The sequence below is a fragment of the Epilithonimonas caeni DSM 17710 genome (assembly GCF_000426465.1).
Taxonomy (GTDB): domain Bacteria; phylum Bacteroidota; class Bacteroidia; order Flavobacteriales; family Weeksellaceae; genus Epilithonimonas; species Epilithonimonas caeni.
On the sequence record NZ_KE384528.1, the window covers coordinates 212,876 to 236,374 of the forward strand.

At 37.3% G+C, this 23,499-nt stretch carries 20 protein-coding genes; 6 read left to right on the plus strand and 14 right to left on the minus strand.

Annotated features, from left to right (window positions below; all coding sequences use genetic code 11):
• The first annotated feature begins 56 nt into the window (after positions 1-56).
• On the plus strand, positions 57-614 hold the full coding sequence (locus tag K319_RS21230; protein ID WP_169712683.1) for a DUF4956 domain-containing protein: 558 nt from the start codon (positions 57-59) through the stop codon (positions 612-614).
• A gap of 8 nt (positions 615-622) precedes the next feature.
• Here the strand turns inward: K319_RS21230 and K319_RS0118800 are convergent, their stop codons facing one another.
• The 13 genes from K319_RS0118800 to K319_RS0118865 all read right to left on the minus strand — a co-directional run bounded on the left by K319_RS0118800 (position 623) and on the right by K319_RS0118865 (position 17,949).
• Positions 623-2,506, minus strand: a complete 1,884-nt coding sequence (locus K319_RS0118800) for a PEP/pyruvate-binding domain-containing protein (RefSeq protein WP_027385017.1) — start codon at positions 2,504-2,506, stop codon at positions 623-625.
• Between the two features lie 197 nt (positions 2,507-2,703).
• The gene (locus K319_RS0118810) at positions 2,704-3,399 is read right to left on the minus strand and encodes an AIM24 family protein (RefSeq protein WP_027385018.1); all 696 of its coding nucleotides are present in this window, start codon (positions 3,397-3,399) and stop codon (positions 2,704-2,706) included.
• A gap of 120 nt (positions 3,400-3,519) precedes the next feature.
• On the minus strand, positions 3,520-4,923 hold the full coding sequence (locus K319_RS0118815) for an efflux transporter outer membrane subunit (RefSeq protein WP_027385019.1): 1,404 nt from the start codon (positions 4,921-4,923) through the stop codon (positions 3,520-3,522).
• A 20-nt stretch (positions 4,924-4,943) separates the two neighbouring features.
• Entirely contained in the window at positions 4,944-8,090 is a 3,147-nt protein-coding gene (locus K319_RS0118820; RefSeq protein WP_027385020.1) for an efflux RND transporter permease subunit, read from the minus strand.
• A gap of 99 nt (positions 8,091-8,189) precedes the next feature.
• Entirely contained in the window at positions 8,190-9,338 is a 1,149-nt protein-coding gene (locus K319_RS0118825) for an efflux RND transporter periplasmic adaptor subunit (protein ID WP_027385021.1), read from the minus strand.
• Between the two features lie 566 nt (positions 9,339-9,904).
• Positions 9,905-10,672, minus strand: a complete 768-nt coding sequence (locus tag K319_RS0118830; RefSeq protein ID WP_027385022.1) for a class I SAM-dependent methyltransferase — start codon at positions 10,670-10,672, stop codon at positions 9,905-9,907.
• Between the two features lie 13 nt (positions 10,673-10,685).
• Positions 10,686-11,312, minus strand: a complete 627-nt coding sequence (locus K319_RS0118835) for a hypothetical protein (RefSeq protein ID WP_027385023.1) — start codon at positions 11,310-11,312, stop codon at positions 10,686-10,688.
• 11 nt (positions 11,313-11,323) lie between these two features.
• Positions 11,324-12,133 carry a type I methionyl aminopeptidase gene (map, locus tag K319_RS0118840; RefSeq protein ID WP_027385024.1) on the minus strand — a complete coding sequence of 270 codons (810 nt, stop codon included), beginning with the start codon at positions 12,131-12,133 and terminating at the stop codon, positions 11,324-11,326.
• Between the two features lie 102 nt (positions 12,134-12,235).
• Positions 12,236-12,667, minus strand: a complete 432-nt coding sequence (locus tag K319_RS0118845; protein ID WP_027385025.1) for a BT0820 family HAD-type phosphatase — start codon at positions 12,665-12,667, stop codon at positions 12,236-12,238.
• A gap of 215 nt (positions 12,668-12,882) precedes the next feature.
• Positions 12,883-14,250, minus strand: a complete 1,368-nt coding sequence (locus K319_RS0118850; protein ID WP_169712684.1) for a T9SS type A sorting domain-containing protein — start codon at positions 14,248-14,250, stop codon at positions 12,883-12,885.
• A gap of 156 nt (positions 14,251-14,406) precedes the next feature.
• A complete protein-coding gene (locus K319_RS0118855; protein WP_169712685.1) occupies positions 14,407-15,864 on the minus strand; it encodes a helix-turn-helix domain-containing protein in 1,458 nt (485 codons plus the stop codon).
• 93 nt (positions 15,865-15,957) lie between these two features.
• Complete coding sequence (gene gpmI, locus K319_RS0118860; protein ID WP_027385028.1) at positions 15,958-17,484, minus strand: 2,3-bisphosphoglycerate-independent phosphoglycerate mutase; 1,527 nt, start codon at positions 17,482-17,484, stop codon at positions 15,958-15,960.
• A gap of 99 nt (positions 17,485-17,583) precedes the next feature.
• Positions 17,584-17,949 (minus strand): hypothetical protein, encoded by a 366-nt coding sequence (locus tag K319_RS0118865; protein ID WP_027385029.1) that lies wholly within the window; start codon positions 17,947-17,949, stop codon positions 17,584-17,586.
• Between the two features lie 253 nt (positions 17,950-18,202).
• On the opposite strand from K319_RS0118865, the gene K319_RS0118875 reads away from it, so the two are divergent.
• Entirely contained in the window at positions 18,203-18,535 is a 333-nt protein-coding gene (locus tag K319_RS0118875) for a translation initiation factor (RefSeq protein ID WP_027385030.1), read from the plus strand.
• A 179-nt stretch (positions 18,536-18,714) separates the two neighbouring features.
• Entirely contained in the window at positions 18,715-19,569 is an 855-nt protein-coding gene (locus K319_RS0118880) for a nucleoside phosphorylase (RefSeq protein ID WP_027385031.1), read from the plus strand.
• A 76-nt stretch (positions 19,570-19,645) separates the two neighbouring features.
• Here the strand turns inward: K319_RS0118880 and K319_RS0118885 are convergent, their stop codons facing one another.
• Complete coding sequence (locus K319_RS0118885) at positions 19,646-20,209, minus strand: DNA-3-methyladenine glycosylase I (protein WP_027385032.1); 564 nt, start codon at positions 20,207-20,209, stop codon at positions 19,646-19,648.
• Between the two features lie 147 nt (positions 20,210-20,356).
• On the opposite strand from K319_RS0118885, the gene K319_RS0118890 reads away from it, so the two are divergent.
• The 3 genes from K319_RS0118890 to K319_RS0118900 all read left to right on the plus strand — a co-directional run bounded on the left by K319_RS0118890 (position 20,357) and on the right by K319_RS0118900 (position 23,414).
• Entirely contained in the window at positions 20,357-20,695 is a 339-nt protein-coding gene (locus tag K319_RS0118890) for a hypothetical protein (protein ID WP_027385033.1), read from the plus strand.
• Positions 20,696-20,789: 94 nt separating this feature from the next.
• Entirely contained in the window at positions 20,790-21,950 is a 1,161-nt protein-coding gene (locus tag K319_RS0118895; protein WP_316930950.1) for a M28 family peptidase, read from the plus strand.
• Between the two features lie 279 nt (positions 21,951-22,229).
• Entirely contained in the window at positions 22,230-23,414 is a 1,185-nt protein-coding gene (locus K319_RS0118900) for a sigma-54-dependent transcriptional regulator (RefSeq protein WP_027385035.1), read from the plus strand.
• Positions 23,415-23,499 lie beyond the last annotated feature (85 nt).

The following is a 23,499-nucleotide window of genomic DNA, read 5'->3' on the forward strand; positions in this document are numbered from 1 at the left end:
TTGCATTAAGCTTTTATTCTAAATTGTATATTTGTTATAATTAAAAAAACACAATTTTGGAATTACAGGAACTTTTTGAACGCTTATCGATACTTTGCATCTCGATTTTCACGCTTTATTATTTTTCAAACAGAAACCGCAACATAAGACTACACCCACTTTTGGGATTGATCAGCATCTGTACATTTTTTATGTGCCTGGTTTTCACAAAAGCAGAATATAGTTTGGGAGTTGGATTCGGATTGTTTGCCATATTTTCGATTCTGCGTTTCAGGACGGAAACATTTACCATTCAGACGATCGTATTTCTTTTTGTTTCAATCACACTTTCCTTATTAAATGGGCTTTTACCTATCGATAATATCAAAATCCTTTTGGGAATCAATCTTACGATTGTGATTATTTATCTAATTCTAAACTATTTCGAGAAAAAATCGCCTATCGTTTCTGAGAAAAGTTCGATTGAGGTTATTTCTTCCCTGGAATTTCTTCAGCTCGAGGAAGTAGAACGTAAAAAAGTTTTGGCTGAAAAAACTAAACTGAAAAACTTCAGTTACAATATCAAAACTATTAATCTGAATGATAACATTGTGATTCTCAAAGTCTCTTATTAAGGTTTTTTCTAATCCATATAAGCCCTCGCCTGTTTTATATAAAGCTGTTTTTCATTGCCAAGATATTTGAATTCTATGTCTAAAGGATAAGTTCGTTTTGCCATTTTCCTTTTCTGCCAAAGATTGTTAAGTTTTCTTTCCAAGATTGGAGACAAATTAAAGAGCTTCTTGATTTCCGTTTCATTGAGAATCGGTTTTCCATTATTAAGGCTTGAAGTGGAGCAATAATCTACCACAAACGAACCAAATCCGTTGAAATTATGGCAATAAAACTCATCGCAGGTTACATTAGGTTCAGGCTTCACGACCGACTCTTCGCCCAATTGGACATTCACAGTAATTCCTGCATATCTGTCACGGTACATATTTCTTGTAACCAAAACCCCGTTTGCTTTCTCATCCGGGAATGAGCGGTGAACCAAAACACCCATAGCACAGCTCTCATGATTGATTCCGAACAAATCTCTTTCCTGAAACGCACGGAAATTCCAGAAACTCGACCAAACTTCCAGAATAGCTTTCTCCACGGTCTTAACTGAATCTCCGATGACTGCAGTTTTAGAATCATAAAGCCCTGCTCCATTGAAGCCTTCCATATCTTCGGCATTGGTAGAAGAACGGAATCTGAAATTTTTGAAATCACTTTGAGCATTCAGTTTTTCTTCTACTTTCTTTAGAAGTTCGGGATTCACTTTTGAATTTTTGACTGTTTTTCTAAACGCTTTCAATTCTTTTTCCAAAAGCTTTACAGAATCCTTCGGAATGGCATACATCGCATTGATTTTGTTTTGAAGATCGTTTTCCTTGATATGTTCATTAAAATAATAAAACGGAATCGCAAAAGCATATTCGGGAGTTTTGAAAGATCTCATTTCTTTCTGAATCTGTTTTAAAAGGCCGAGATTGGTCGCTTTTGAACCGATTGAATTAACGATATTTACCGGAGTTTCTGTTTCCAAATCAACCAAATCTGTCACAGAAAAATCCCTCTTCAGGACTATTTCTTTGACAGCTTTTTTTGCCGGAATTGGTTTCTGTGAAGCTTTCAGTGAATAAGAACTTTCTTTTGTAATCAATTCCACTTTCTTCCCCAAAAGATTATTTACAGATTGTTTGTTCCAAACTTTTGTATCCACATATACCGGAATATTTCTGTTTTTCGCCAATAAGACCAAATGACTCAAAGGCGTTTGAAGCTCAGTAATGATAATTCCTCTTACAGTAGGAATGAATTCCGGAGTAGTGTTGATGATAATTATTTCATTAGATTTTGGATTAAAATCTTCCTTTTTCTGCAAATCATATTTTTTGAGAATTCCAATACTGGAAGCATTTTCAATGGATTGTTCCGTAATTCTTTTGAAAATAAAATCCGAGAGAACAGTTGGGATCTTCAGTTCCTTTTTTGAATTCAGGAGAATGACGTGAGGCGAATTCAAATAAAACTTCAGTTTATCTTTGAAGTAGACATTCTTGTTAATCTCATTAAAAAAGAAATTGATTAGACCGGCATTCATCTCATCAGATGCAGCCAACTCCATTACCCAATCATCCGAATTGTCCAGATAATTGACATTGGCGAGAAGATAAGTCCTTTTATTGGTCTCATTATATGATTGCTTGTTGAACTCACCTATGTCTCCATTAAAACCTAAAACCTGTGAACAGAAATCATAATGATAAGTATACCTCGTACTATTGAAAAAATATAGCTTTTTCGCAGCATAATCATAGACCACTTTCACCGATTTCATATTGGTAAACTTATCTGTGAGTGGTTTTCCCGAAAGATTCAGAAACTGCTGTTTTTTTGTAATTGAATTGACATAATTGTCCTGCGAATAACACAGAACAGTCAAGCACAGAAATAAGAATAGTACAATTTTTTTCATGATTTGTGAAGATTACCTCACAAATGTAACAATCTATCCCGAATGGTGACAAGTTCCAAAATGAAAACCTCAGAGAAAATTTCTCTGAGGTTTTCATTTCTAGCCCCGATAGTAACGGCTACCCCACAGCAAGCCTTGGAAATTGCGGCTGCGCGAGGAGTAATAGTGGATAACGGGATCAAGCTCCTGAATATAAATTACTTACCAGCTACAACATAAACTTCTTCATAAGGCTGGATGAGTACCCAACCATTTCCTGAAAATTTCATTTGGAATTCTTCTCCGCTACCTCTGCCAATAAGGCTTTTTAAGGAGACATTGGTCTTCAGTTCCGGTGTCAAATTTCCGGACCAGGCAACTGTTGCATTTGGGTCTGTGAAAACCGGTGCGTCTGGCGTTACCAAAAGTGTCAATGGATGTCCATGGGTTGTGATCGCGATGTGACCGGTTCCGCTGAGTTTCACTTGGAAAAGTCCACCTGCCATAACCCCAGCGATGCTTTTCAGCATTTTGATATCGCTTTTGATGCTTTGGTCGTGGGCAAGAACGTCATTTCCGTTGACGGAGATAGATTCGTTGTTAAGGTGCAGGATTCTTACTTTTTTGCCATTATCAGCAACATAAAGCCTTCCTGAACCTTCAGCTTTCATCAACTTGGTCCCTTCGCCGGAAATTGCTTTTTTCAGAAGATTCCCGAGTCCGCCGGAAAGCATTCCCTGTCTTTCAAAATTGATATTTCCGACATAACCGACCATACTGCCAGCCTTTGTCCAAACTGCCTGATTGTTAAGATTGATTTCTAAAAGTTCCGGTTTTTCCAGTTCGAAATAGTCTTTTTCCTGTGGATTTTCTTTTGTTTCGTTCACAAAAGATTCGATAGAAAACTTGCTCATAGTTTGTATTTTTAACAAGGCCAAGCTAATGATTTTTTTTGAATTGAATAATAAATTTTCAAATAAAAAGCCCCAACAAAATTGCTGGGGTTAATAAGTATCGTAAAAAAAATCTAGTGTTTAAAATTGTCCACCACCAAGTGCCCGGTAAAATTCTGTAACAGCCTGTAACTGCTGAAGTTTATCATTTACGCCCGCTAACTTTGCAGCCAACAATGATTGCTCGGATGTCAGGACATTCACGTAATTTGTATTAGATGAATAGGTTAACAACTCTTTATTATATTCCACTGCTTTTTCCAAAGACTGGATCTGAAGTTGTCTTGTTGATTCTTTTTCTTTCGCTTTTTGATAAGACAATAGTGAATTGGAAACCTCGGAACCAGCTGTCAACAGGGTTTTTTCGAATGTATAATAGGCCTGCATTTTACGAGCTTCCATTATTCTGACTTGCGCTTTTCTGCTTCCCATTTGGAAGATATTCTGCGTCAAAGTTCCTGCTGCAGTATAAAACAAAGAATTGGTAAAGAAATTTTCCAAAGTTCTGGACGACAATCCCAAAGTTCCCGTGATACTCAAGGTAGGGTAAACCTGCGCCATCGCCATATTTTTGTTTTCGAATGCCTGGCGGAAAGTCAGCTCAGCCGCCTGGACATCGGGACGATTTTTCAATAATGAAAGCGGTACACCAGTTTTAAGGTCAGCATAAATAACCTGAGAATCAATAGAGTTTCTTTCTATAGACTGTGGATTGTCATTCATCAAAATACTCAAAGCATTCTCTGTCTGCTGAATCTGTAATTCCAGATCCGGAACCGATAACTGCGCAGAATAAAGATTGGCTTTGCTTTGCTCCAGATCCGCACCGGTAAGATAGGCCGCATCCATCAATGCTTGCACAGTCTCAACATCCTGCTTACGAAGTTCAATGGTTTGCTTTGTGATTTCTAATTGCTTATCCAAAGAAATCAACTGATAGTACAAAGTCGCAGCTTGTGCTACAATTTGTGTCTGAACAGCGCGTTTTGCGGCATCGGTCTGAAGAAATCCTGCGTAAGCCGATCTTTTCAAAGATTTGATTCTTCCCCAGATATCCACTTCCCAACCTGTGGAAAGCCCCAATCTGTAAACCAAAAGATCCGGCATTACAAAATTACCGCCTTGCGCCGCAGCACTATTTTTTGTCTCAGTAGCTGAAGCAGCCACATCCAAACTTGGAAGGTTCTGTAATTCTGATTGTTTGAAAACAGCACTGGCTTCTTGAATTCTTGCAACAGCAACTTTCAAATCAAGATTATTCTGAATGGTTTTATTAATAATATTTTGAAGCTTATCATCCGTAAAAATCTGATTCCAAGCTACATTGGCAACGGACGTGCTGTCGTTGTTTGTTTTCTGGCGGAAAAGGTTATCCTGCCTGCTTTGTTCTACCTGCGGGTCCTGATAAGTATCTGTTACTTTACAAGAGTAAAAGAAACCGGCGATGCCAGCCAATAGAACTAAATTTATGATTTTAATTTTCATCTGCAAGATTTAATTTAGGTTTATTCGCTAAGTTCTCCTTCATATTTTTCAAGGTCTTTTTTACCACTCACTTTTTCCTGCAGATACATAAATACCGCAAATAAGATCGGGATGAAAAACACGCCGAAAATCGTTCCGAATAACATTCCCCCAATTGCACCAATACCAATCGATTGATTACCCACAGCTCCAGCTCCGGTTGAGATCGCTAACGGAACCAATCCAAAAATGAAAGCAAATGATGTCATCAAAATCGGGCGCAACCTTTGTTTCGCTCCACTGATTGCTGCGTGGGCAATAGTATAACCCTTCTTCCTTGCATCCAAGGCAAATTCTACGATCAAAATCGCATTCTTCGCCAAGAGTCCGATCAACATAATGAGTGAGATCTGCGTGTAAATATTATTAGAACCACCAATCCACGCACTGAACATCATTACACCAGCCAAACCAACAGGCAATGACAACATTACCGCAAATGGTAAGATGTAGCTCTCGTACTGTGCTGCCAAAAGGAAATAAACGAATACACAACATAAAATAAAGATGTAAACCGTTTGTCCTCCGGCAGTAACTTCTTCTCTCGTCAATCCAGAGAATTCGTAGCCATAACCTTGTGGTAAGGTTTCTTTCGCCACTCTTTCAACCGTATTAATAGCATCTCCGGAAGAGAAACCAGGATTTGGTGTTCCATTCAGAGAAATTGCTGTAAATAAGTTGAAACGTCCAATGGCTTGAGGCCCGTACACTCTTTTTGCCGTGATAAACCTATTCAAAGGTGCCATTTCGCCATTAGAATTTCTAACCTGAATCATATTGAAACTCTCCAGATTTTCTCTATTCTCAAAAGGTGCTTGGTAAATTACACGGTATTGCTTACCGAACAAATTGACATTCGATGAGTAAACCCCACCATAATAGCCTTGCATTGTTCCCAAAATATCTGAGACAGAGAATCCAGCAGCTTTTGCAGCAGGAATATCGATATCAATCATATATTGAGGATAATTGGGATTAAAAGAAGTGAATGTTCTCTGGATATCCGGTTGTTGATTCATCTTATCAATGAAATCATTGGTCACTTTGGTCAAATCAGCAATGCTTCCACCTTTCTGATCCTGGATCTGCATCTCGAAACCGGCAGCATTACCAAAACCCTGCAAAGTAGGTCTTCCGAAGAAGGTCATCTTTGCATCTTTGATCCCTGCTGTTTCCTTATACATTTTCGCAACAAAAGATTGCAAATCCTCGCCTTTCTTGGTTCTGTCTTTCCAGTCTTTCAGTTTTACGATAAGCATCCCGTTATTGGAACCGCTCCCGCTAATCATACCTCTACCAGAAACTTTGAAGATATGAAGAACCTCCGGTTGTTTTTCAACAATTTTTTCAACTTTTGCAAGAACCTCTCTTGTTCTGTTTTCATTGGAACCGATCGGAAGCGAGATATCCATAAAAATCCCTCCCATATCTTCGCTAGGAACAAAGGATTTTGGTGTTGTGTTCATCAGCCAAACAAAGATTCCGGCAAATAAAGCCAGACCAGCGAATGCCATCCATTTTTTCCTTAATAAAAATAAAATCCCTCTGGAATATCTCTTTACCATCGCATCGAAAATGATGTTGAAATTGGTAAAAAACCTCTGCAAGAAATTCTTTTTCTTTTCTTCGTGAGAATGAGGTTTAAGGAAAATTGCACATAAAGCGGGACTCAATGTCAATGCATTTACAGCGGATAATATGATCGAAATCGCTAATGTTAAACCAAATTGTTTGTAAAATACACCAGCTGAACCAGAGATGAAACTTACAGGAATAAAAACCGCTGCCATTACCAAGGTAATACTGATAATCGCACTACTGATTTCGTCCATCGCATTTACGGAAGCTCTAAGTGGAGATTTCTCTCCTTGTTCCAATTTGGTATGGACAGCTTCAACAACAACGATTGCGTCATCGACCACAATCCCCACTGCCAAAATCAATGCAAAAAGCGTCAATAGATTAATGGTAAATCCGAAAATACTCAGGAAGAAAAATGTACCAACAATCGCCACCGGAACCGAAATCGCCGGAATCATTGTTGAACGCCAATCCTGTAAGAATAAGAAAACCACGATGAATACAAGAACAAATGCCTCAAACAAAGTATGGATCACTTTCTCGATCGATGCATCCAAAAAGTCATTGGCATTAACCAACGCCACATATTTCACACCTTTCGGAAAAGATTCCTGTGCCTTGTCCAGAACTGCAATGGATTGATTAATTACATCCTGCGCATTAGAACCTGCAGTTTGTGCGACCGCCATACCAATCGATGGATGACCATCTGTGACACTCGTTCCTGTATAATCCTGCGCTCCTAATTCTACCCTGGCAACATCTTTCAGTTTCAACGTTTGTCCGTTCTCAGTCGCTTTTATAATGATATTATCGAACTCGGGAATTTCTGTTAATCGGCCTTTATATTTTAAAGTATAACGGAAACTTTCGTTACTTTCATCACCTAAACTTCCCGGCGCAGCTTCGATATTCTGTTCAGCCAAAACGGTGTTGATATCCGAAGGAACCAATCCGTAAGACGCCATTTTATTCGGGTCCAGCCAAATTCTTATTGAGTAATCTTTCGTACCAAAAACCGTTACATCACCAACTCCGGTCACCCTTTTGATTTGAGGAACGATGTTAATGTTAGTATAGTTTTGCAGGAAGGTCATATCATAATTGGGATTCTCACTGTAAAGCGAGAATATCAATACGTTTGAACTTTGTCTTTTGGTTGTCGTAACTCCGGCTCTGGTAACTTCTGCCGGTAAAAGGGGTGTCGCTCTGGAAACCCTGTTTTGCACGTTTACCGCAGCGATATCAGGATTCACACCTTGTTTGAAGTATACGGTCACGGAACCGGAACCATCATTGGTCGCAGTAGAGGTCATATAGGTCATCCCTTCTACCCCATTGATTTGCTCTTCTAACGGGACTATAACACTCTTAAGGATCACATCGGCATTAGCACCTTGATAACTTGCGCTTACAACTACTGTTGGCGGGGCAATATCCGGATATTGTGAAATCGGCAAGGTCACGATTCCCAAAACACCGAGAATCACGATGATAATGGAAATTACGGTGGACAATACCGGACGTTCTATAAATTTTTTAAACATATTTTTTAGACTAAAGGAAAAAAGATGAATGATAAAAGACCTCCAAAATCGAAAGCTTTCAAATTCTCACTTTTGACATTAATGAAATAATTTAGAAGACTATTTTCTATCAATTACGTTTTGCAGGGTCGTTTCTTTTGGAACCACCTGCGTATCGTCTTTCAAAAGCCCGATGCCTTCTACCACAACTTTGTCGCCTTGTTTAAGGCCGGAAGTCACGGCATAAGTCAATCCGTCAGGAAGGCTTTCTACCTTTATTTCTGTAGATTTCACTTTGTTATCTGCTCCGATCAGATAAACCAAAACTTTACCCTGCATTTCGTAAGTTGCAGCTTGAGGAATAATGATGACATCTTCCAAACTATTAGGCATCTGAACTGTTGCGCTGTAACCGCTTCTCAAAAGGCCTTTGCTGTTTGGAAAAGTTGCTCTCATAGAAAACGAACCCGTGTTTGGGTCAACCAATCCACTGATAGATTCTATTTTTCCTTTTTCATCGTATTTGCTTCCGTCTGACAAAACCAAATCAACCAAAGGAGAATTCTTAATTTTTTCCTGAATTGTAGCACCAGTTGCATGTTTGAAAAACTCCAGTTGTTGTTTCTCATTAATGGAAAAATAAGCAAATATCTTTGAAACATTGGAAACGGTCGTCAAAGGTTGTGCCGTACTTGCACTAATATAGCTTCCGGCTTTGTAAGGCAATGTCCCAACAACACCACTTACCGGACTAAATAATTTTGTGTAACCTTGATTGACCTTTGCATTGGTCAATTGGGCCTGAGTCTCTGCCAAAGCAGCTTTTGCAGACTGGAGTGCCAATTCTGCAGATTGTAACTCGTAGGCAGATATGATTTTTTTATCAACCAAAGGTTTGGTTTTGGTCACCTGCATCTGGGCTGTCGCAACTTGCGCCCTTGCACTGTTAACAGTTGCCTGAGCAGCTAATACAGACTGCTCATATTGTGGATTTCTGATAAGGAACAATAACTGACCTTTCTTTACCTGACTGCCTTCATCTACATAAATTCTTTCCACGAAACCGTCAATCTTTGGACGGATCTCTACATTTTCTACCCCTTCCAATCTTGCCGGATATTGGGTAAGATTCTCAGCCGGACCACTTTTCGCAACGATATATTGATATGGTTGTGGTGGCAACTCTTTTTTGTCATCTTTATTTTCAGACTTCGAACAAGATGTCAAAAGAACTAAAACAACAAAAAAGCTAAGCGCGATATTCCTCATAAATACTTATTTTTTAGATATGTTTTCAAACAAACGTTCAAATTTAGAGATTATATACAAATTAGACGTTATGTAAATAATAATAAAATCTATCAAAGGTAATTAACAAAAACTATTATTACTGATGTTCAATCTGTTAAAAAATAATTTTAAAGAATATTTAACATAATTTTATCAAACATTTGTTTGAACGAGCAATTAATAATTGATGATGAGTCGGATTTTCGGCAGCTTTTTAATATTGATTTTAATTAGTAGATTTAATAAAACAAAAGCAATTTCTCTCTATAAAAAAGGTTACCGGAATTACAGAATAACTTTTACCAATTTTACATTTAATAAAAACAAAATTCAGAGTTTTTATTAAATAGATAGAATTATGAAAATGTAATATTTTTTAATGCAAAATTATCATTAATGAAGATAAACTCATGGAATCAATTAGAATTATTTCTGTACATTAATTTATATTTCTCAAATATGCAGTCCAGTAAATCAGCTTCTAAAACAATCTGATTTCAAGATATTACATCAAAAAACAATGATGGATAAATCTGTTAAGAATATTAGTTTTTCCTCACAACAGGTAAAATTTCATTCTTATTAAGACCAAATCTTTTGATATCAGCCTCAGAGAATTTTTGAGAATAAAAATTGATATCAGCTTCAAAACCAACACTTTTCAAACGGTCAAAATAATCCATTCCGTACCAGCGAACGTGGTCGTACTGTCCAAAATGCTTCTGGCGTTGTTTCGGGTCTGTGATTGTGAAATCTTCGTAAGTTTTTTCCAGAGAATTTTTCATAGGAACTTGTAGAATCCCCCAACCTCCGGATTTCATCACGCGGTAAAGTTCGGACATTGCTTTTCTGTCATCCACAATATGCTCCAAAACATGATTGCAGATAATAACATCAAAACTATTATCTTCAAAAGGCAAATCAAGAATATCGGCTTTCACATCCACAATCGGCGAAAACAGATCGGCAGAAGTGTAATCCAGGTTCTTCATCTTTTTAAATTTTCTCAGAAATTCCTGCTCCGGAGCGATATGAAGAACTTTTGATTGATCAGTAAAAAAATTGGTTTCATTTTGAAGGTAAAGCCACATTTGACGGTGTCTTTCTAATGATAAAGTTCCAGGAGACAACGCATTCGCCCGTTGCTTTCCGTAACCATAAGGTAGGAATTTACGGTAAGATTTTCCGTCAATCGGATCGGTGAAATTATTTCCTTTGAAAAAAAGAACAATCAGCGGACGCAGAAAAATGCTTAGGTTGATAAGCATTGGTCTGGGAATCACATTCAGCAGAAGTTTTGCAATTTTTTTCAAATCTCAAAATGGTTTAGAATCCTAATCTTTTTAATTCGGCTTTGATCTTGGCTGCTGTATCGAACTTTGCAACAGACCTTCTCCCGGTATCGTTAGTACCATCAAACTCCATCTCAAATCCTTTGATCTGAAGAGGTTTCAGTTTTGAAATTTTATCCGTCGTTTTAGGATAATCATAAAAATAAACCTGATAAATTTTTCCGCTGATGCCGTAATGCATACTTTGATCCCAGGAACAAAGAATCCCCAACTCTTTTTCCGGATCGCGGTCTGCATTCGCAAAAAAAACAGATTCAACATAAGCTGTTGCGCCTTCTTCCGGATAGGAATCGATGAAGATCTTCTTATATCTCTTATTACCCAAAGCAATCAAAAGATAGCTATCAACATAAGAATAATTCAGACCATTTGGCCGACCTTTCTCGAGCCCTTTTTCTGAATATTCGTAGGCTGCGAAAATAGGATTCGCCAAACTGTTCCATTGTTTGACCTCCAGGACCTCACCTTGGATTTCTGCGTTCTGAACCGGCTTTATTCTTTTTACAAAATCTTCTTTGGACTCACCAACATTACGCTGAAAGGTCTGTGCTGACAAATAGCCAGTTGAACAAATTAAAAAAAGAACATACAGCGATTTCATAATTCGAAAAATTAAAAATCAACCTGGAAAGCTTTTTCCTCGTCAGATCTAATTCCTAAGGCTTCATAAATATAATCATAAGTAGAAAGCAAAACTGGTTTGCCATTATAAACACAAACATCATGTTCAAAATGTGCAGAAGGCTGATTGTCCAGTGTCGTAACCGTCCAGCCATCATTATGGAACTTCACTTTTTCTGTCCCAAGGTTAATCATTGGTTCGATAGCCAAACAGATTCCGTCTTTCAGAACTTTTCCGCTCCCAGGTTTTCCGTAGTTTGGAACTTGCGGGTCTTCGTGCATTTGTCGTCCAACACCGTGCCCAACCAATTCGCGGACAACGCCATAACCTTCTTTCTCACAGTGTTTCTGGATTGCGTTGGAAATATCCCCAACACGCTTTCCCCTCACACATTGCTCAATGCCTTTATACAAAGATTCTTTTGTAACTCTCAATAGTTTTTTGACCTCATCAGAAACTTCCCCTACTTCAAAAGTATAAGCATGGTCGCCAACAAATCCGTTCCAGAAAACGCCACAATCCACAGAAAGAATAGTCCCTTCTTTAATAGGTTCAGCATTCGGGATTCCGTGAACGACCTGGTCATTCGGGGAAATACAAAGTGAGGCAGGAAACCCGCCATATCCTAAAAATGCTGGTTCTGCGCCGTGGTCTTTGATAAAATCGTAAGCCAGTTTATCAAGATAAATCGTTGTAACGCCCGGCTTAATTTCTTTTGCTAACATCCCCAAGGTCTGGGATACCAATCTTGCACTTTGCTTCATCAATCGAAGCTCCTCTATTGTTTTGAGTTGAATCATTATTTTATTTAGATGTTAGAAGTTAGATGTCAGAAGTTAGACGAACACACGAGCACTCTAGAAAATCTAATTTCTAATATCTAACCTCTAATTTCTATTCTGCTACCAGAATAATCCTCTTTTCTTTTCCTTTTTCATTTTGGAGTAAGCATGAACTTCGCCTCCGGCTACTTGGAACTCAATCCTTTCGTTGATGATCTGATAGATCTCTCCCCAACCCGGGAATCCACCGAGATTTCTGTCATCGATGAAAAGGTCCGCATCGATTTTTCTGGATTGGGTTTCTGAATCGAAAACCTCTCCTTCAAAGCTTGAGTTAACGGCGTAAAATTCCAGTCCATTTTTTCTGCAAAATTCTACAGCATCTTCAAGCGATTTGCCGTGACGGTAAGTCCAAAGAATCAAACGATAACCTTCTCCTTGTAGCTTTTTCAAAGTATCGAAAGCAAAAACTTTTGCCTTCCCAATTCCTGGATATGCATCGTCTACGATCGTTCCGTCAAAATCAATTGCTAATTTTTTATTACTTTTTATCATCTGGTTTTGGCTAAATAGTTATTAAAAATTGGTTGCAAATATACGAAATATTAGAATGAGATAACATCCATTGAAATTCATTTTATGCCCTACAATTTAATAAGTTATTTTAAAATTATTCGAAGTTGAATTAACTCAATATAAAAATCCTATTCAGCAGATTTTTAATCATTTGAATAGGATTTAGTTAAACTTAAAAAATGAAGATATTTTTACTTTTTAATAACTTTTATTGTTTGTGTCTGCCCATTTTTCAAAATGATTTTTCCAATATAATTTCCAATGCTCAGATCAGAAACGTTCACTTTGTTATTTTTGATCTCAGAATCCTTTACTAATTGTCCTGCAGCATTATAGATTGAAATTCTATTCGCCTCATTTTTAGAAATAATTGTCAACTCATCTTTTACAGGATTTGGATAGAAACGGAAATTATTTTGATCTACATCACTCACAGCCAAGGAAGATCTTGAGAAGCCAATTGCATCAAAAACGAAATTATATCCTTCATTAGATTCCCAGGTTTCTCCATCATCATAAGATGTAAAGGAATCACTGCCAATCCCTGAATGAGAAGTTGCTTCCCAACGAAGATAATCCGTGAACGGAACAGGAGTGGCTTTAACTTCGATAAAATATTTACCGGCAGACAGCTCAACAGCCTGAGGAAGTTCAAAATTCAAATCTACCGCAACCACGTCCAGAGGATAACCAGGCACCGGCCAATAGCCAAAATAGTTTTCTGTTTTCGGACCGATGTTTTCGAAAGAATAAAGAACCTCCCCAGGTGCATCATCAACAGAAGCTCTGACATTGATGGTCGCATTCCTGATATTACCTAATTGCAGCGTTGAGATCTTAAAGTTTGTGAGCGTGAATTTGATATTATCCGGAACAATGATATCATCTGCCAAAGATCTTCCCGGCATACTGCCACCTGTCTCATGATTGTTTCCAAGATTCCCTTGGCTTGATGGTGTTCCGTAGTCAGGTTGAGTTTCGCCTGTGGATGAACATGTTCCGGAAACCTGGAAAACATGGTCATAATAAGCGAAACCACCAAACCAATCTTCAGAGCCAAATTTTGAAAAATCGAATCTACCTACCTTGGTTGTTGCTTCTTTGGTAATTTCCCAGCTTGCAGCGGTTTCATCTCCCGGATTTCCTTGCACGGATAGATAGTATTTTCCTTTTGGCAAATCAAATGTTGAAGGTAAGTTCACATCTATCTCATAAGCTGAAATATTTTCAAGCGTATATTTCAAGGTCTGAGAGGCAGGAACTATATTTTCAAAAGACTTGATCAAACTTCCGGGTTTTCCAGCATTATCTCCATAGAAATAGATATTAACATAGTTAAGATCGGCTGTTCCTTTCAATACGTTAAACTTCACATTGTTCACAGTCAGGATTTTTCCGAACTCCACATCAAAATCCGAAGCCGATGTATATTCGTAGGTTCCGCCCGTCGATATATTTTCGCCATTTGCAATGCCATCTGATGCAACGCCATAATTGCAGTTTTGAGAAAAAGACATCACTCCGGACATCATCATCAAAAAAATCAAATTTTTCTTCATAAAAAACATATTATAATTATGGGATGCTAAACTATGTTACAATATTGGCAAATCCAACTACAACACTTTCGAAATCCTTGATTTTGAAATAACAACAAACAATTTAAAACACTGTAAATCAATATTTTGAATAGTGTAATTTAGATTTTATTAAGATTAATTTTTAGAAGCCTCACGAATGAAAACGGAAGGCGAAATTCCTGTGATATTCCGGAAAACGGTCGCAAAAGCACTGTGTGAAGCGAAACCACATTCCTCTGCCAGGTAACTTATTTTATAATTCTGATATTCCTTATGATTATAAATTTTCTGGCAGATATAGGCGATTCTCAACTCATTGATATAAGTATTGAAATTCTTGCCTTTGTATTTATTAATGACCTCAGAAAGATAACTTGTGTTGGTTTTTAGTTGTAGCGCAAGACTTGCAATCGTCAATTTTGAATTGGTAAATTTTTCCGACTCTTCAAATTTTTGAAGCTTTTCCAATAAGTCCTGTTCTACAGAATTAGGAATCTGAACAGGTGAATCTTTTTGAACTTCTATGGCAGGTTCCAATTTATTTTCAGTCGAAATGATTTTATCAGATTCGAGTTTAGTAATAATATTCTCGAAAACCTTTCTCTCTTTTTTTCTTCGGTAAAGCAAAAAGATAATCGCGCCAGCCAACACCAGAACAAAAGCCGTCGAAATAATTACAATATTTTTCTTGGAACTGTCAGCATCGGAAATCGCATCTTTGTAATCTTTCTGTTCAGCATTGATAGCGGACGAAATGGCTTTCATCTCACTTTCTCTGATGCTTCTGTTGAGTTTTATAAATTCCTCATTGTAAAAAGAATATTGGGATTGGTCATTCAAAGCTTTATAATCCTGTGAAAGATTGTAATAAACATCGGAAAGCAGACGTGTATCCAAATCATTTTTATGTTTCAAGATGATCTTCAAAGTATCAATTGCTCTTTGATATTCTTTTCTGCCGGCATAAACCTGAGACAATGCATTGTAAATGAAGTAATTAATTTCCTCATTGTAATTACTCTTGATAGCCAAAGCTTTGTTCAGATAGATCTCCGCCGAATCATTCTTTAGAAAATAATAGGAATTCCCGATGTTGTAAAGCGAACGTCTGTGATGATAAATCGATTGTTCATTGGGATTTTTGACCAATTCAATTTCGCGGAGAGATTTTTTGTAATATTCGCTGGCCTTTTGATAATTCTCTTCATCAAAATCAATGTTTCCGATTTCCAGATAAGACAAGGTTTTCAACACTTTTTTCTTGTCGCCTTCCGGCAATTTGTTGATCTGATTTATGGCGTTATCAAGATAGAATTTGGCCTTATCATTCAGATTCAATTGTATATATTGATGAGCGATTGAACCGTTCATTCTGGCAATCAATGCATAATCATCTGTTTTCTCTGCATATTCTTTGGCTTTGAAAAGTAATTCCGTAGATTTCTTAAGATCGTTATTTTTAAAATAAGAAACCGCCAAAGAAGCAAGTTCTTCACTTTTCTTTTTATTATGATCATTATCATTGGACAAAATATTCTGCCCAAAAACAAGGTTAGCAATCAAAAAACAACAGAAAAAAAATCTGCGAAACATATCCATTTTATAAATTAACGAATCTAATTTACACCAAATATTAAAAAAGTCGGTAAAAAACCGACTTTCCTATTTTAATTTTATATTTAAGCTTTAGTTGGCAAGAACATTTCCTGTCATTTCTTCAGGAATATCTACGCCCATAACTTTCAGGATTGTTGGCGCAACATCGCCCAATTTTCCTGGCGTCAAATTCCAAGTGTGATCTTTGTCCATCACGATGAACGGAACCAAATTCGTAGAGTGTTGTGTATTCGGAGAGCCATCCGGATTTATCATCACATCAGAGTTTCCGTGGTCTGCCAAGATGAAAACCGCATAACCGTGCTCGTAAGCCGTAGTCGCTACTTTCTGGATGCAGGAATCCACAACTTCCGCCGCTTTTACCGCCGCTGAGAAAACGCCTGTATGCCCCACCATATCTGTGTTCGCAAAATTTAGGCAAATGAAATCTGCTGATTCTTTTTCCAATTCCGGAACGATGGCGTTGGTAATATCATAAGCTGACATTTCCGGTTTCAAATCGTAAGTCGGAACATCTTTCGGACTTGGGCAAAGCAGACGTCTTTCCTGTACAAATTCCGCTTCGCGACCACCTGAGAAGAAGAATGTCACGTGTGGATATTTCTCAGTTTCAGCAATTCTGATTTGAGATTTTCCAGCGCTTTCTAAAACTTCTCCCATTGTTTTCTGAAGGACATTCTCATCAAAAACAACTTTTACATTCTGGAACGTTTTATCATAATTCGTCAAAGTCACATAATACAGATCCAGCTTCTTCATTCCATATTCCGGGAAGTCCTGCTGAGAAAGCACTTCTGTAATCTCACGACCTCTGTCTGTACGGAAATTGAAACAAATCACCACATCATGGTCTTCGATCTTTGCAATAGGAAAATGATTCTGAACACCAACAATCGGTTTGATGAACTCATCGGTAACATCCTGATCGTATGACTCCTGAATAGATTGAACAAAGTCTTTGGTTTCTGTACCAACACCATTTGCCAAAAGGTCATAAGCCAGCTTTACACGTTCCCAACGCTTGTCTCTGTCCATCGCATAATAACGACCGATGACAGAAGCCAGTTTTCCGGTTGTAGATTTCATATGATCCAACAAATCCTCAATAAAACCTTTTCCGGATTTTGGGTCGCAATCACGCCCGTCTGTGAAAGCGTGAACGAAAACATTGTCTGTAAATCCAAATTCGTGAGCCGCCGTCAATAATCCTTTCAAATGATTGATATGAGAATGTACACCACCATCAGACACCAATCCGATGAAATGTACTTTTTTGTTGTTCGCTTTGGCGTATTCGAAAGCTTGCTGAATCACGGGTTCTTTTCCAAGACTTCCGTTTTCTACAGCCATATTCAGTTTTACAAGGTTTTGATATACCACTCTACCGGCACCAAGATTCATGTGCCCCACTTCTGAGTTACCCATTTGTCCGGCCGGTAATCCAACCGCCAATCCGCTTGCTTCAAGTGTTGTATTTGGAAAAGTTTTCAAGGCATAATCCATAAAAGGCGTGTTGGCCTGAGCAATGGCGGAAACTGCAGGATTTGGTCCTATTCCCCAGCCATCTAATATTGCAAGAATTGCTTTCTTTGACATTTTTAATTTTGTTTTGTTACTACAAATTTACGAAATGGAATGGGGATTGGGGAATTTTGGGGTTTGTTTTTTTTAATTCGAGGAAAGTATGTTATAAAATTAATTTGTTCCTTGATGTGGAAAAGCTACATTCAAACTAAATTTTATTCTACTAGAAGTCTGATTCGAATCTTTATCAGAAGTAGAAGCTCCTAAATTTAAAACTTGAACCTTTATACCTCCCCCAATTTTATTATTATTTTCATTTGAAACAGTAACAGCAATATCAAAATCAAGTTTTGTCAATGCCCTACGTCCATCTTGTTTATCTTTTCTCCAAATAGTTGTTTTATAATCATAATCATCATCACTTTCTAAAAAAATAGGATTTATAATTGCCCCATTTTTTTCAGCATATTCTGAAGTATCATTTATTGATTTTATAATTGCTTGTATTGTTTCTGATATAAATTTATCGAGTTCCATATTATTAGATTTATTTTAATGAATTATTGAATATTGTATTATTGAAACAAAATTTTAATATTATTTTTTAGTATATCTCTTAGTTGAAATTAAATAATTATTTTAACTCCAACAGCTTTTCAAATATAAAAACATCTTTCAAAATATTTTTATGGTTTTCCATAAAACAAAAATCTCCAAAACAATTTCTCAACTTATTTTTTGCCAATCGACAAATATGTTTAACTTTAAGACCCTTTTTTAAATAGATAAAATGGACTTGAGAGACCAACTAAAAAACCTTTTCCCCGAACACGAAGAACAGGATTTCCAAATGCCAGATGAAGCAAAAGAAAATTTCAAACAGAAAGAACCTTTGGTCTGCAAATTCGAGAAGAAAGGCAGAAACGGAAAACCAGTTACCCTGATTGAAGGCTGGGAAGGCGATGAGGAAGGTTTGAAAGAGATCTCGAAAAAAATCAAAACCAAATTGGGAATCGGTGGCTCTGAAAAAGACGGCGTCATTATCATCCAAGGCGACAACCGCGACAAAATAATGGCTATCCTGAAAGATATGGGCTATAAAACAAAACGTGTCGGAGGATGAAAATGAATGATAAATTATAAATGATGAATGATAATTTGCTCGCAGATTTAGCCAATTAAGAAGATTAAGAAAATCTGTGAAATCTGGAAAATCACCGAGACAAAAATTAAAATCTAATTTCTATTCGTCTATCATCTATTTTCTAAAAAAAATCTATAAATTAAAAAAATCAATATAATATGATAAACAAACTAGCAGATTCCGAACTGGTTCTTAATGACGACGGAAGTGTGTACCACCTGAATCTTCTTCCGGAAGACCTTGCAGACAAAGTTCTTCTTGTAGGCGACCCGGACAGAGTTCCGAAAGTGTCCAAATATTTTGATACGATTGATATCAAAAAGAACAAAAGAGAATTCTATACACACACGGGAACTTTGCGTGGCGAGAGGATCACGGTAATGTCAACAGGAATCGGGACAGAGAATATCGATATCGTGATGAACGAATTGGATGCTTTGGTAAATATCGATTTGAAGGCAAAAGAATTCAAAAAAGAACACAAGTCGCTAGAGCTTTTCCGTATGGGAACTTGCGGAAGTGTGAATCCTGATATCGAAGTTAATAATATGCTGGTAACGCAGAATGTAGTTGGTCTGGACGGACTTCTTCATTTTTATCAGGATTATCAATTTGAGAATGAATTCAGTAAGAATTTCTTAGAAAAATTCCCTTACGAGAAAATCAAACCAATGTTGTATTTCTCAGATTGGGCGGAAGATATCGCTGATTATTATGCTGATGCAAAATACAGAGGGAACACGGCGACTTTCCCCGGATTCTATGCACCACAAGGCCGTCAATTAAGATTGAAAGCTTTGGATGACAAATTCCTTGAAACATTGAATGACCTTGGTGTTTCCAACTTCGAAATGGAAACTTCGGCAATCTATGGTCTATCCAAATTATTAGGACACAAAGCCATCACTGTGAACTGTGTTATCGCCAACAGAAGACGTGGCGAATTTGCAAGCGACCATCACGCATCAGAAAAAATGATGATAGAATGGGTTCTTGACAGAATTATTAAGTAGACATAACGTTTTAAATGTAACAATTTACCAATCTAACAATTAGTATTCATTGGTAAATTGTTACATTTTTTCATTGTTAAATTGTATTCCGTACAAAACAACTTTCAATATGGTCATCTACGATTCCCGTTGCCTGAAGATGAGAATAGATAACTGTTGAACCCAGAAATTTGAATCCTCTTTTCTTTAGATCTTTACTAATCGTATCAGACAATTCTGTTGTAGCTGGTGCTTCTGTATGAACTCTCCAGGTATTTACAATTCGGTTTCCGCCTGTGAATGTTGAGATATAATCGTAAAAACTCCCGAACTCTTTCTGCAATTCCATAAACTTCTGTGCATTGGAAATGGCTGCATTTATCTTTAATCGGTTTCTTACGATTCCGGCATCTTGCATCAATTCTTCGACCTTATCTTCGTCATATTTTGCAATCTTTTTATAATCGAAATTATCAAAAGCCTTTCTGAAAGTTTTTCTTTTTCTAAGAATCGTGATCCAACTCAACCCAGCTTGGAAACTTTCGAGAATCAGAAACTCAAACATTGTTGCATCATCAGTTACCAATTTTCCCCATTCTTCATCATGGTATTTTTGATAGAGCTCATCTGTTCCGCACCATGCACATCTGATTTTTTCCATTAATTTTGATTTTGATGTCAATTTAGGAAACATTATAAATTCAAAACAAAACTTTAACGTTCGTTAAGATTTCTCGGCATTCTAATTGGATATACTGATAACATCAAATCAAATTTTTTCAATATTAATCACTAAAAACAAAATATTATGAGTACGCACGACGAAAAATACAATGACGCAGAAAGAGCTGTTAACAGAACAGAAAATTCTTTGGAAAACGCAGCGGAGAATGCTAAAAACAAAGTAAACGAGTATGCAGACAGAGCCCGCTCATATATCGATGAGCAAAAAAGAAAAAATGAGGAGCCAACGAGAGACGGTTTCTTCGAAAATCTAAAAGCCAATGCTGCAGAAGCTTGGGAAGACACAAAGGACTTTGCGGATAAAGCTTGGGAAAGCACAAAAGATACAGCGTCTGACGCTTGGGAAAAAACCAAGGATGCTGCTGAAGATGTAAAAGCAGAAGTCAGAAAAGCAACGAATTAGTTTTTAAGTTAGTAATAGTTTTTCACGAAAAGGAGAAGGCATTTAAAAAGTCTTCTCCTTTTTAATTATATTTGCAAAATTATTATCGATGAAGATGAAAAACTTATTATTTTCGGTCTTATTTTTAGGATTTTTTGCAAATTCCCAAACATTCAATCACGATTACGCGAATGTCAGCAATCTGGTTTCACAAACCAATATCAACACATACTTACAGGAATTCGAAGCCTTAGGTGTGAAAACCACAGGCTCTACAGCCAATAATAATGCTTACACCTGGCTGAAAAACAAATATCTTTCTTTCGGATATTCGGAAGCTGAAATCACAAAAGACACCTTCACTTATAACGGACAATCAACTTCCAACATCATTGTTACGAAAACGGGAACCAAATATCCCAACACATATGTTATTGTCTGCGGACATTACGACACAATTACCGGACCAGGAACCAACGACAACGGAAGCGGTGTTTCCGTAATTCTGGAATTGGCAAGACTTCTAAAAAACGTTCCTACAGAATATTCTATAAAATTCATCAATTTCTCTGGAGAAGAACAAGGCTTACTTGGTTCTCAGCATTATGTGAATAGTGTCGTTAATGCAACTTCTCCGAAAATGAGCATCCGCCTGGTCCTTAATATTGATGAAGTTGGCGGAATCAAAGGTCAGACCAACGATACGATCACTTGTGAAAGAGATGAAAATACTAATCCAAGTTCTAATAATTCGGCATCCAATACGTTCACCCAGCAATTGATAAGTTGTGTTACGCTTTATTCTCCTTTGAAAACAAATCTCAGCTATGCTTATGCATCAGATTATATGCCGTTTCAAGCGAATGGAGAAATCATCACAGGTTTGTTCGAGTACAATGAAACACCTTATGCACATACAGTTAACGACAAATATTCCAACCTAGACCCTGTTTATATTTACAATATTGCGAAAGCTACGACTGGAGCTGTTCAACATTTTGCAATTGCAAGTCAAATGTTAAGCACAGACACAGCAAAAGAAACTTTGGCGGGTTTCACAGTTTCCCCAAACCCTGCGAAAGATTATCTGCAATTGGAAATTCCTAACAACAAAAATCAGAAATTTAGCTTCACGATTACAAGCCCGGAAGGAAAAACCGTTAGTCAAACCGAGAATCAAATAAGGATTGATATTTCCAACCTCCCGAAAGGCGTCTATCTTGGAACTTTCAAAATCGAAGACCAACAGATCACAAAGAAAATTATAGTTGATTAATGTAAAATAGATTTTCAATTTCTTAATTTTTTAAGATTTGAATATTATTTTGACAATCCCCTCGCATTAGCAACAGCCTGGGTCGCGCTATCCACTATTATCTTTTGTTTTGGCCTTGCGAAATCCAATAAAAACAAAAGGATAGCCGTTTCTATCGCTATTGCACCACAGATTCGAAAAAAAAGCGGCAGACAATTTGCTATGAAGATTTTCAAATTTTGAAATAATCAATCGTAATTAATTCGTTTTACGAAATCTAAAATCACTATATTTGCCACTATGCAAAAAATCTTAATAGTAGAAGACGAAAAAGCAATATCCGGAGTTCTACACAGCATTTTATCAGACGAACTACCTGATTACCAATTCGAAATAGCCGAAGATGGTTTTGAGGGATTTAAATTAATAGAGAAAGAAGACTTTGCTCTGGTGATCTCTGATATCAAAATGCCAAAAATTTCCGGAACCGAACTTCTGAAACAAAGCCTTCAACTGAAACCCGACACCACATTTGTGATGATTTCCGGTCACGCAGATATTGACACAGCCGTCAGCTGTTTGAAAGAAGGTGCATACGATTTTATTTCCAAGCCTATCGACATCAACCGATTGATAACAAGTGTGAAAAATGCGCTTGACAAAGGCAATCTTCAAAAAGTTAATTCTCATCTTAAGCAGGAAAACTCTCAGCTTAAGAAAAAAGTGAATAAAAAATATCAGATGATCGGACAATCGCCAGCACTTAAAAGAATCCAGGAGATCATCGACAAAGTTGCACCTTCCGATGCAAGAGTGATGATTACCGGGCCAAACGGAGCTGGTAAAGAATTGGTGGCACACGCTATCCATTCTCAAAGTGAGCGTTCCCGTGGACCAATGGTAGAAGTGAACTGCGCGGCGATTCCTTCAGAATTGATTGAAAGCGAATTATTTGGTCACGTAAAAGGTTCTTTTACCGGAGCAATCAAAGATAAATCAGGAAAATTCGAGCAGGCAACCGGCGGAACTATTTTTTTGGATGAGATTGGCGATATGAGCCTTGTTGCTCAGGCAAAAGTGTTGAGAGCTTTGCAGGAAAGCAAAGTTTCCCCTGTCGGAAGTGACAAGGAAATCAAAGTGGACGTCCGCGTCATTGCTGCAACAAACAAGAATCTGACTAAAGAAATCGAAGCCGGAAAATTCAGGGAAGATCTGTTCCACAGGCTTTCTGTGATTGAGATCAATGTTCCGTCTTTGAATGACAGGGTTGAAGACATTCCTTTGCTGGTAGAATATTTCACGCAGTTAATAGCTTCTGAAAATGGATCTGCTCCAAAGAAATTTGATGATAAGTCTATCAAAGCTCTGCAACAATATGACTGGACAGGAAACATCAGAGAACTTAGAAACGTTGTAGAAAGATTGATCATCTTGGGTGCAGACCCTGTGACTGCTGACGACGTCTCGAATTTTGTAAAGAAGTAAACTTAATTAAATATTATATTTAACCGCAGTTTCTTCTGCGGTTTTTTTTTGAATAAAATTGAAGATTTGTCAATTATGATTTTTC

Coding starts and splice junctions, on each gene's coding strand:
- K319_RS0118800 (WP_027385017.1), bottom strand. CDS start 2,506: ATGAAAAAAATTGTACTATTCTTATTTCTGTGCTTGACTGTTCTGTGT.
- K319_RS0118810 (WP_027385018.1), bottom strand. CDS start 3,399: ATGAGCAAGTTTTCTATCGAATCTTTTGTGAACGAAACAAAAGAAAAT.
- K319_RS0118815 (WP_027385019.1), bottom strand. CDS start 4,923: ATGAAAATTAAAATCATAAATTTAGTTCTATTGGCTGGCATCGCCGGT.
- K319_RS0118820 (WP_027385020.1), bottom strand. CDS start 8,090: ATGTTTAAAAAATTTATAGAACGTCCGGTATTGTCCACCGTAATTTCC.
- K319_RS0118825 (WP_027385021.1), bottom strand. CDS start 9,338: ATGAGGAATATCGCGCTTAGCTTTTTTGTTGTTTTAGTTCTTTTGACA.
- K319_RS0118835 (WP_027385023.1), bottom strand. CDS start 11,312: ATGAAATCGCTGTATGTTCTTTTTTTAATTTGTTCAACTGGCTATTTG.
- map (WP_027385024.1), bottom strand. CDS start 12,133: ATGATTCAACTCAAAACAATAGAGGAGCTTCGATTGATGAAGCAAAGT.
- K319_RS0118850 (WP_169712684.1), bottom strand. CDS start 14,250: ATGAAGAAAAATTTGATTTTTTTGATGATGATGTCCGGAGTGATGTCT.
- K319_RS0118855 (WP_169712685.1), bottom strand. CDS start 15,864: ATGTTTCGCAGATTTTTTTTCTGTTGTTTTTTGATTGCTAACCTTGTT.
- gpmI (WP_027385028.1), bottom strand. CDS start 17,484: ATGTCAAAGAAAGCAATTCTTGCAATATTAGATGGCTGGGGAATAGGA.
- K319_RS0118865 (WP_027385029.1), bottom strand. CDS start 17,949: ATGGAACTCGATAAATTTATATCAGAAACAATACAAGCAATTATAAAA.
- K319_RS0118875 (WP_027385030.1), top strand. CDS start 18,203: ATGGACTTGAGAGACCAACTAAAAAACCTTTTCCCCGAACACGAAGAA.
- K319_RS0118880 (WP_027385031.1), top strand. CDS start 18,715: ATGATAAACAAACTAGCAGATTCCGAACTGGTTCTTAATGACGACGGA.
- K319_RS0118885 (WP_027385032.1), bottom strand. CDS start 20,209: ATGGAAAAAATCAGATGTGCATGGTGCGGAACAGATGAGCTCTATCAA.
- K319_RS0118890 (WP_027385033.1), top strand. CDS start 20,357: ATGAGTACGCACGACGAAAAATACAATGACGCAGAAAGAGCTGTTAAC.
- K319_RS0118895 (WP_316930950.1), top strand. CDS start 20,790: ATGAAAAACTTATTATTTTCGGTCTTATTTTTAGGATTTTTTGCAAAT.
- K319_RS0118900 (WP_027385035.1), top strand. CDS start 22,230: ATGCAAAAAATCTTAATAGTAGAAGACGAAAAAGCAATATCCGGAGTT.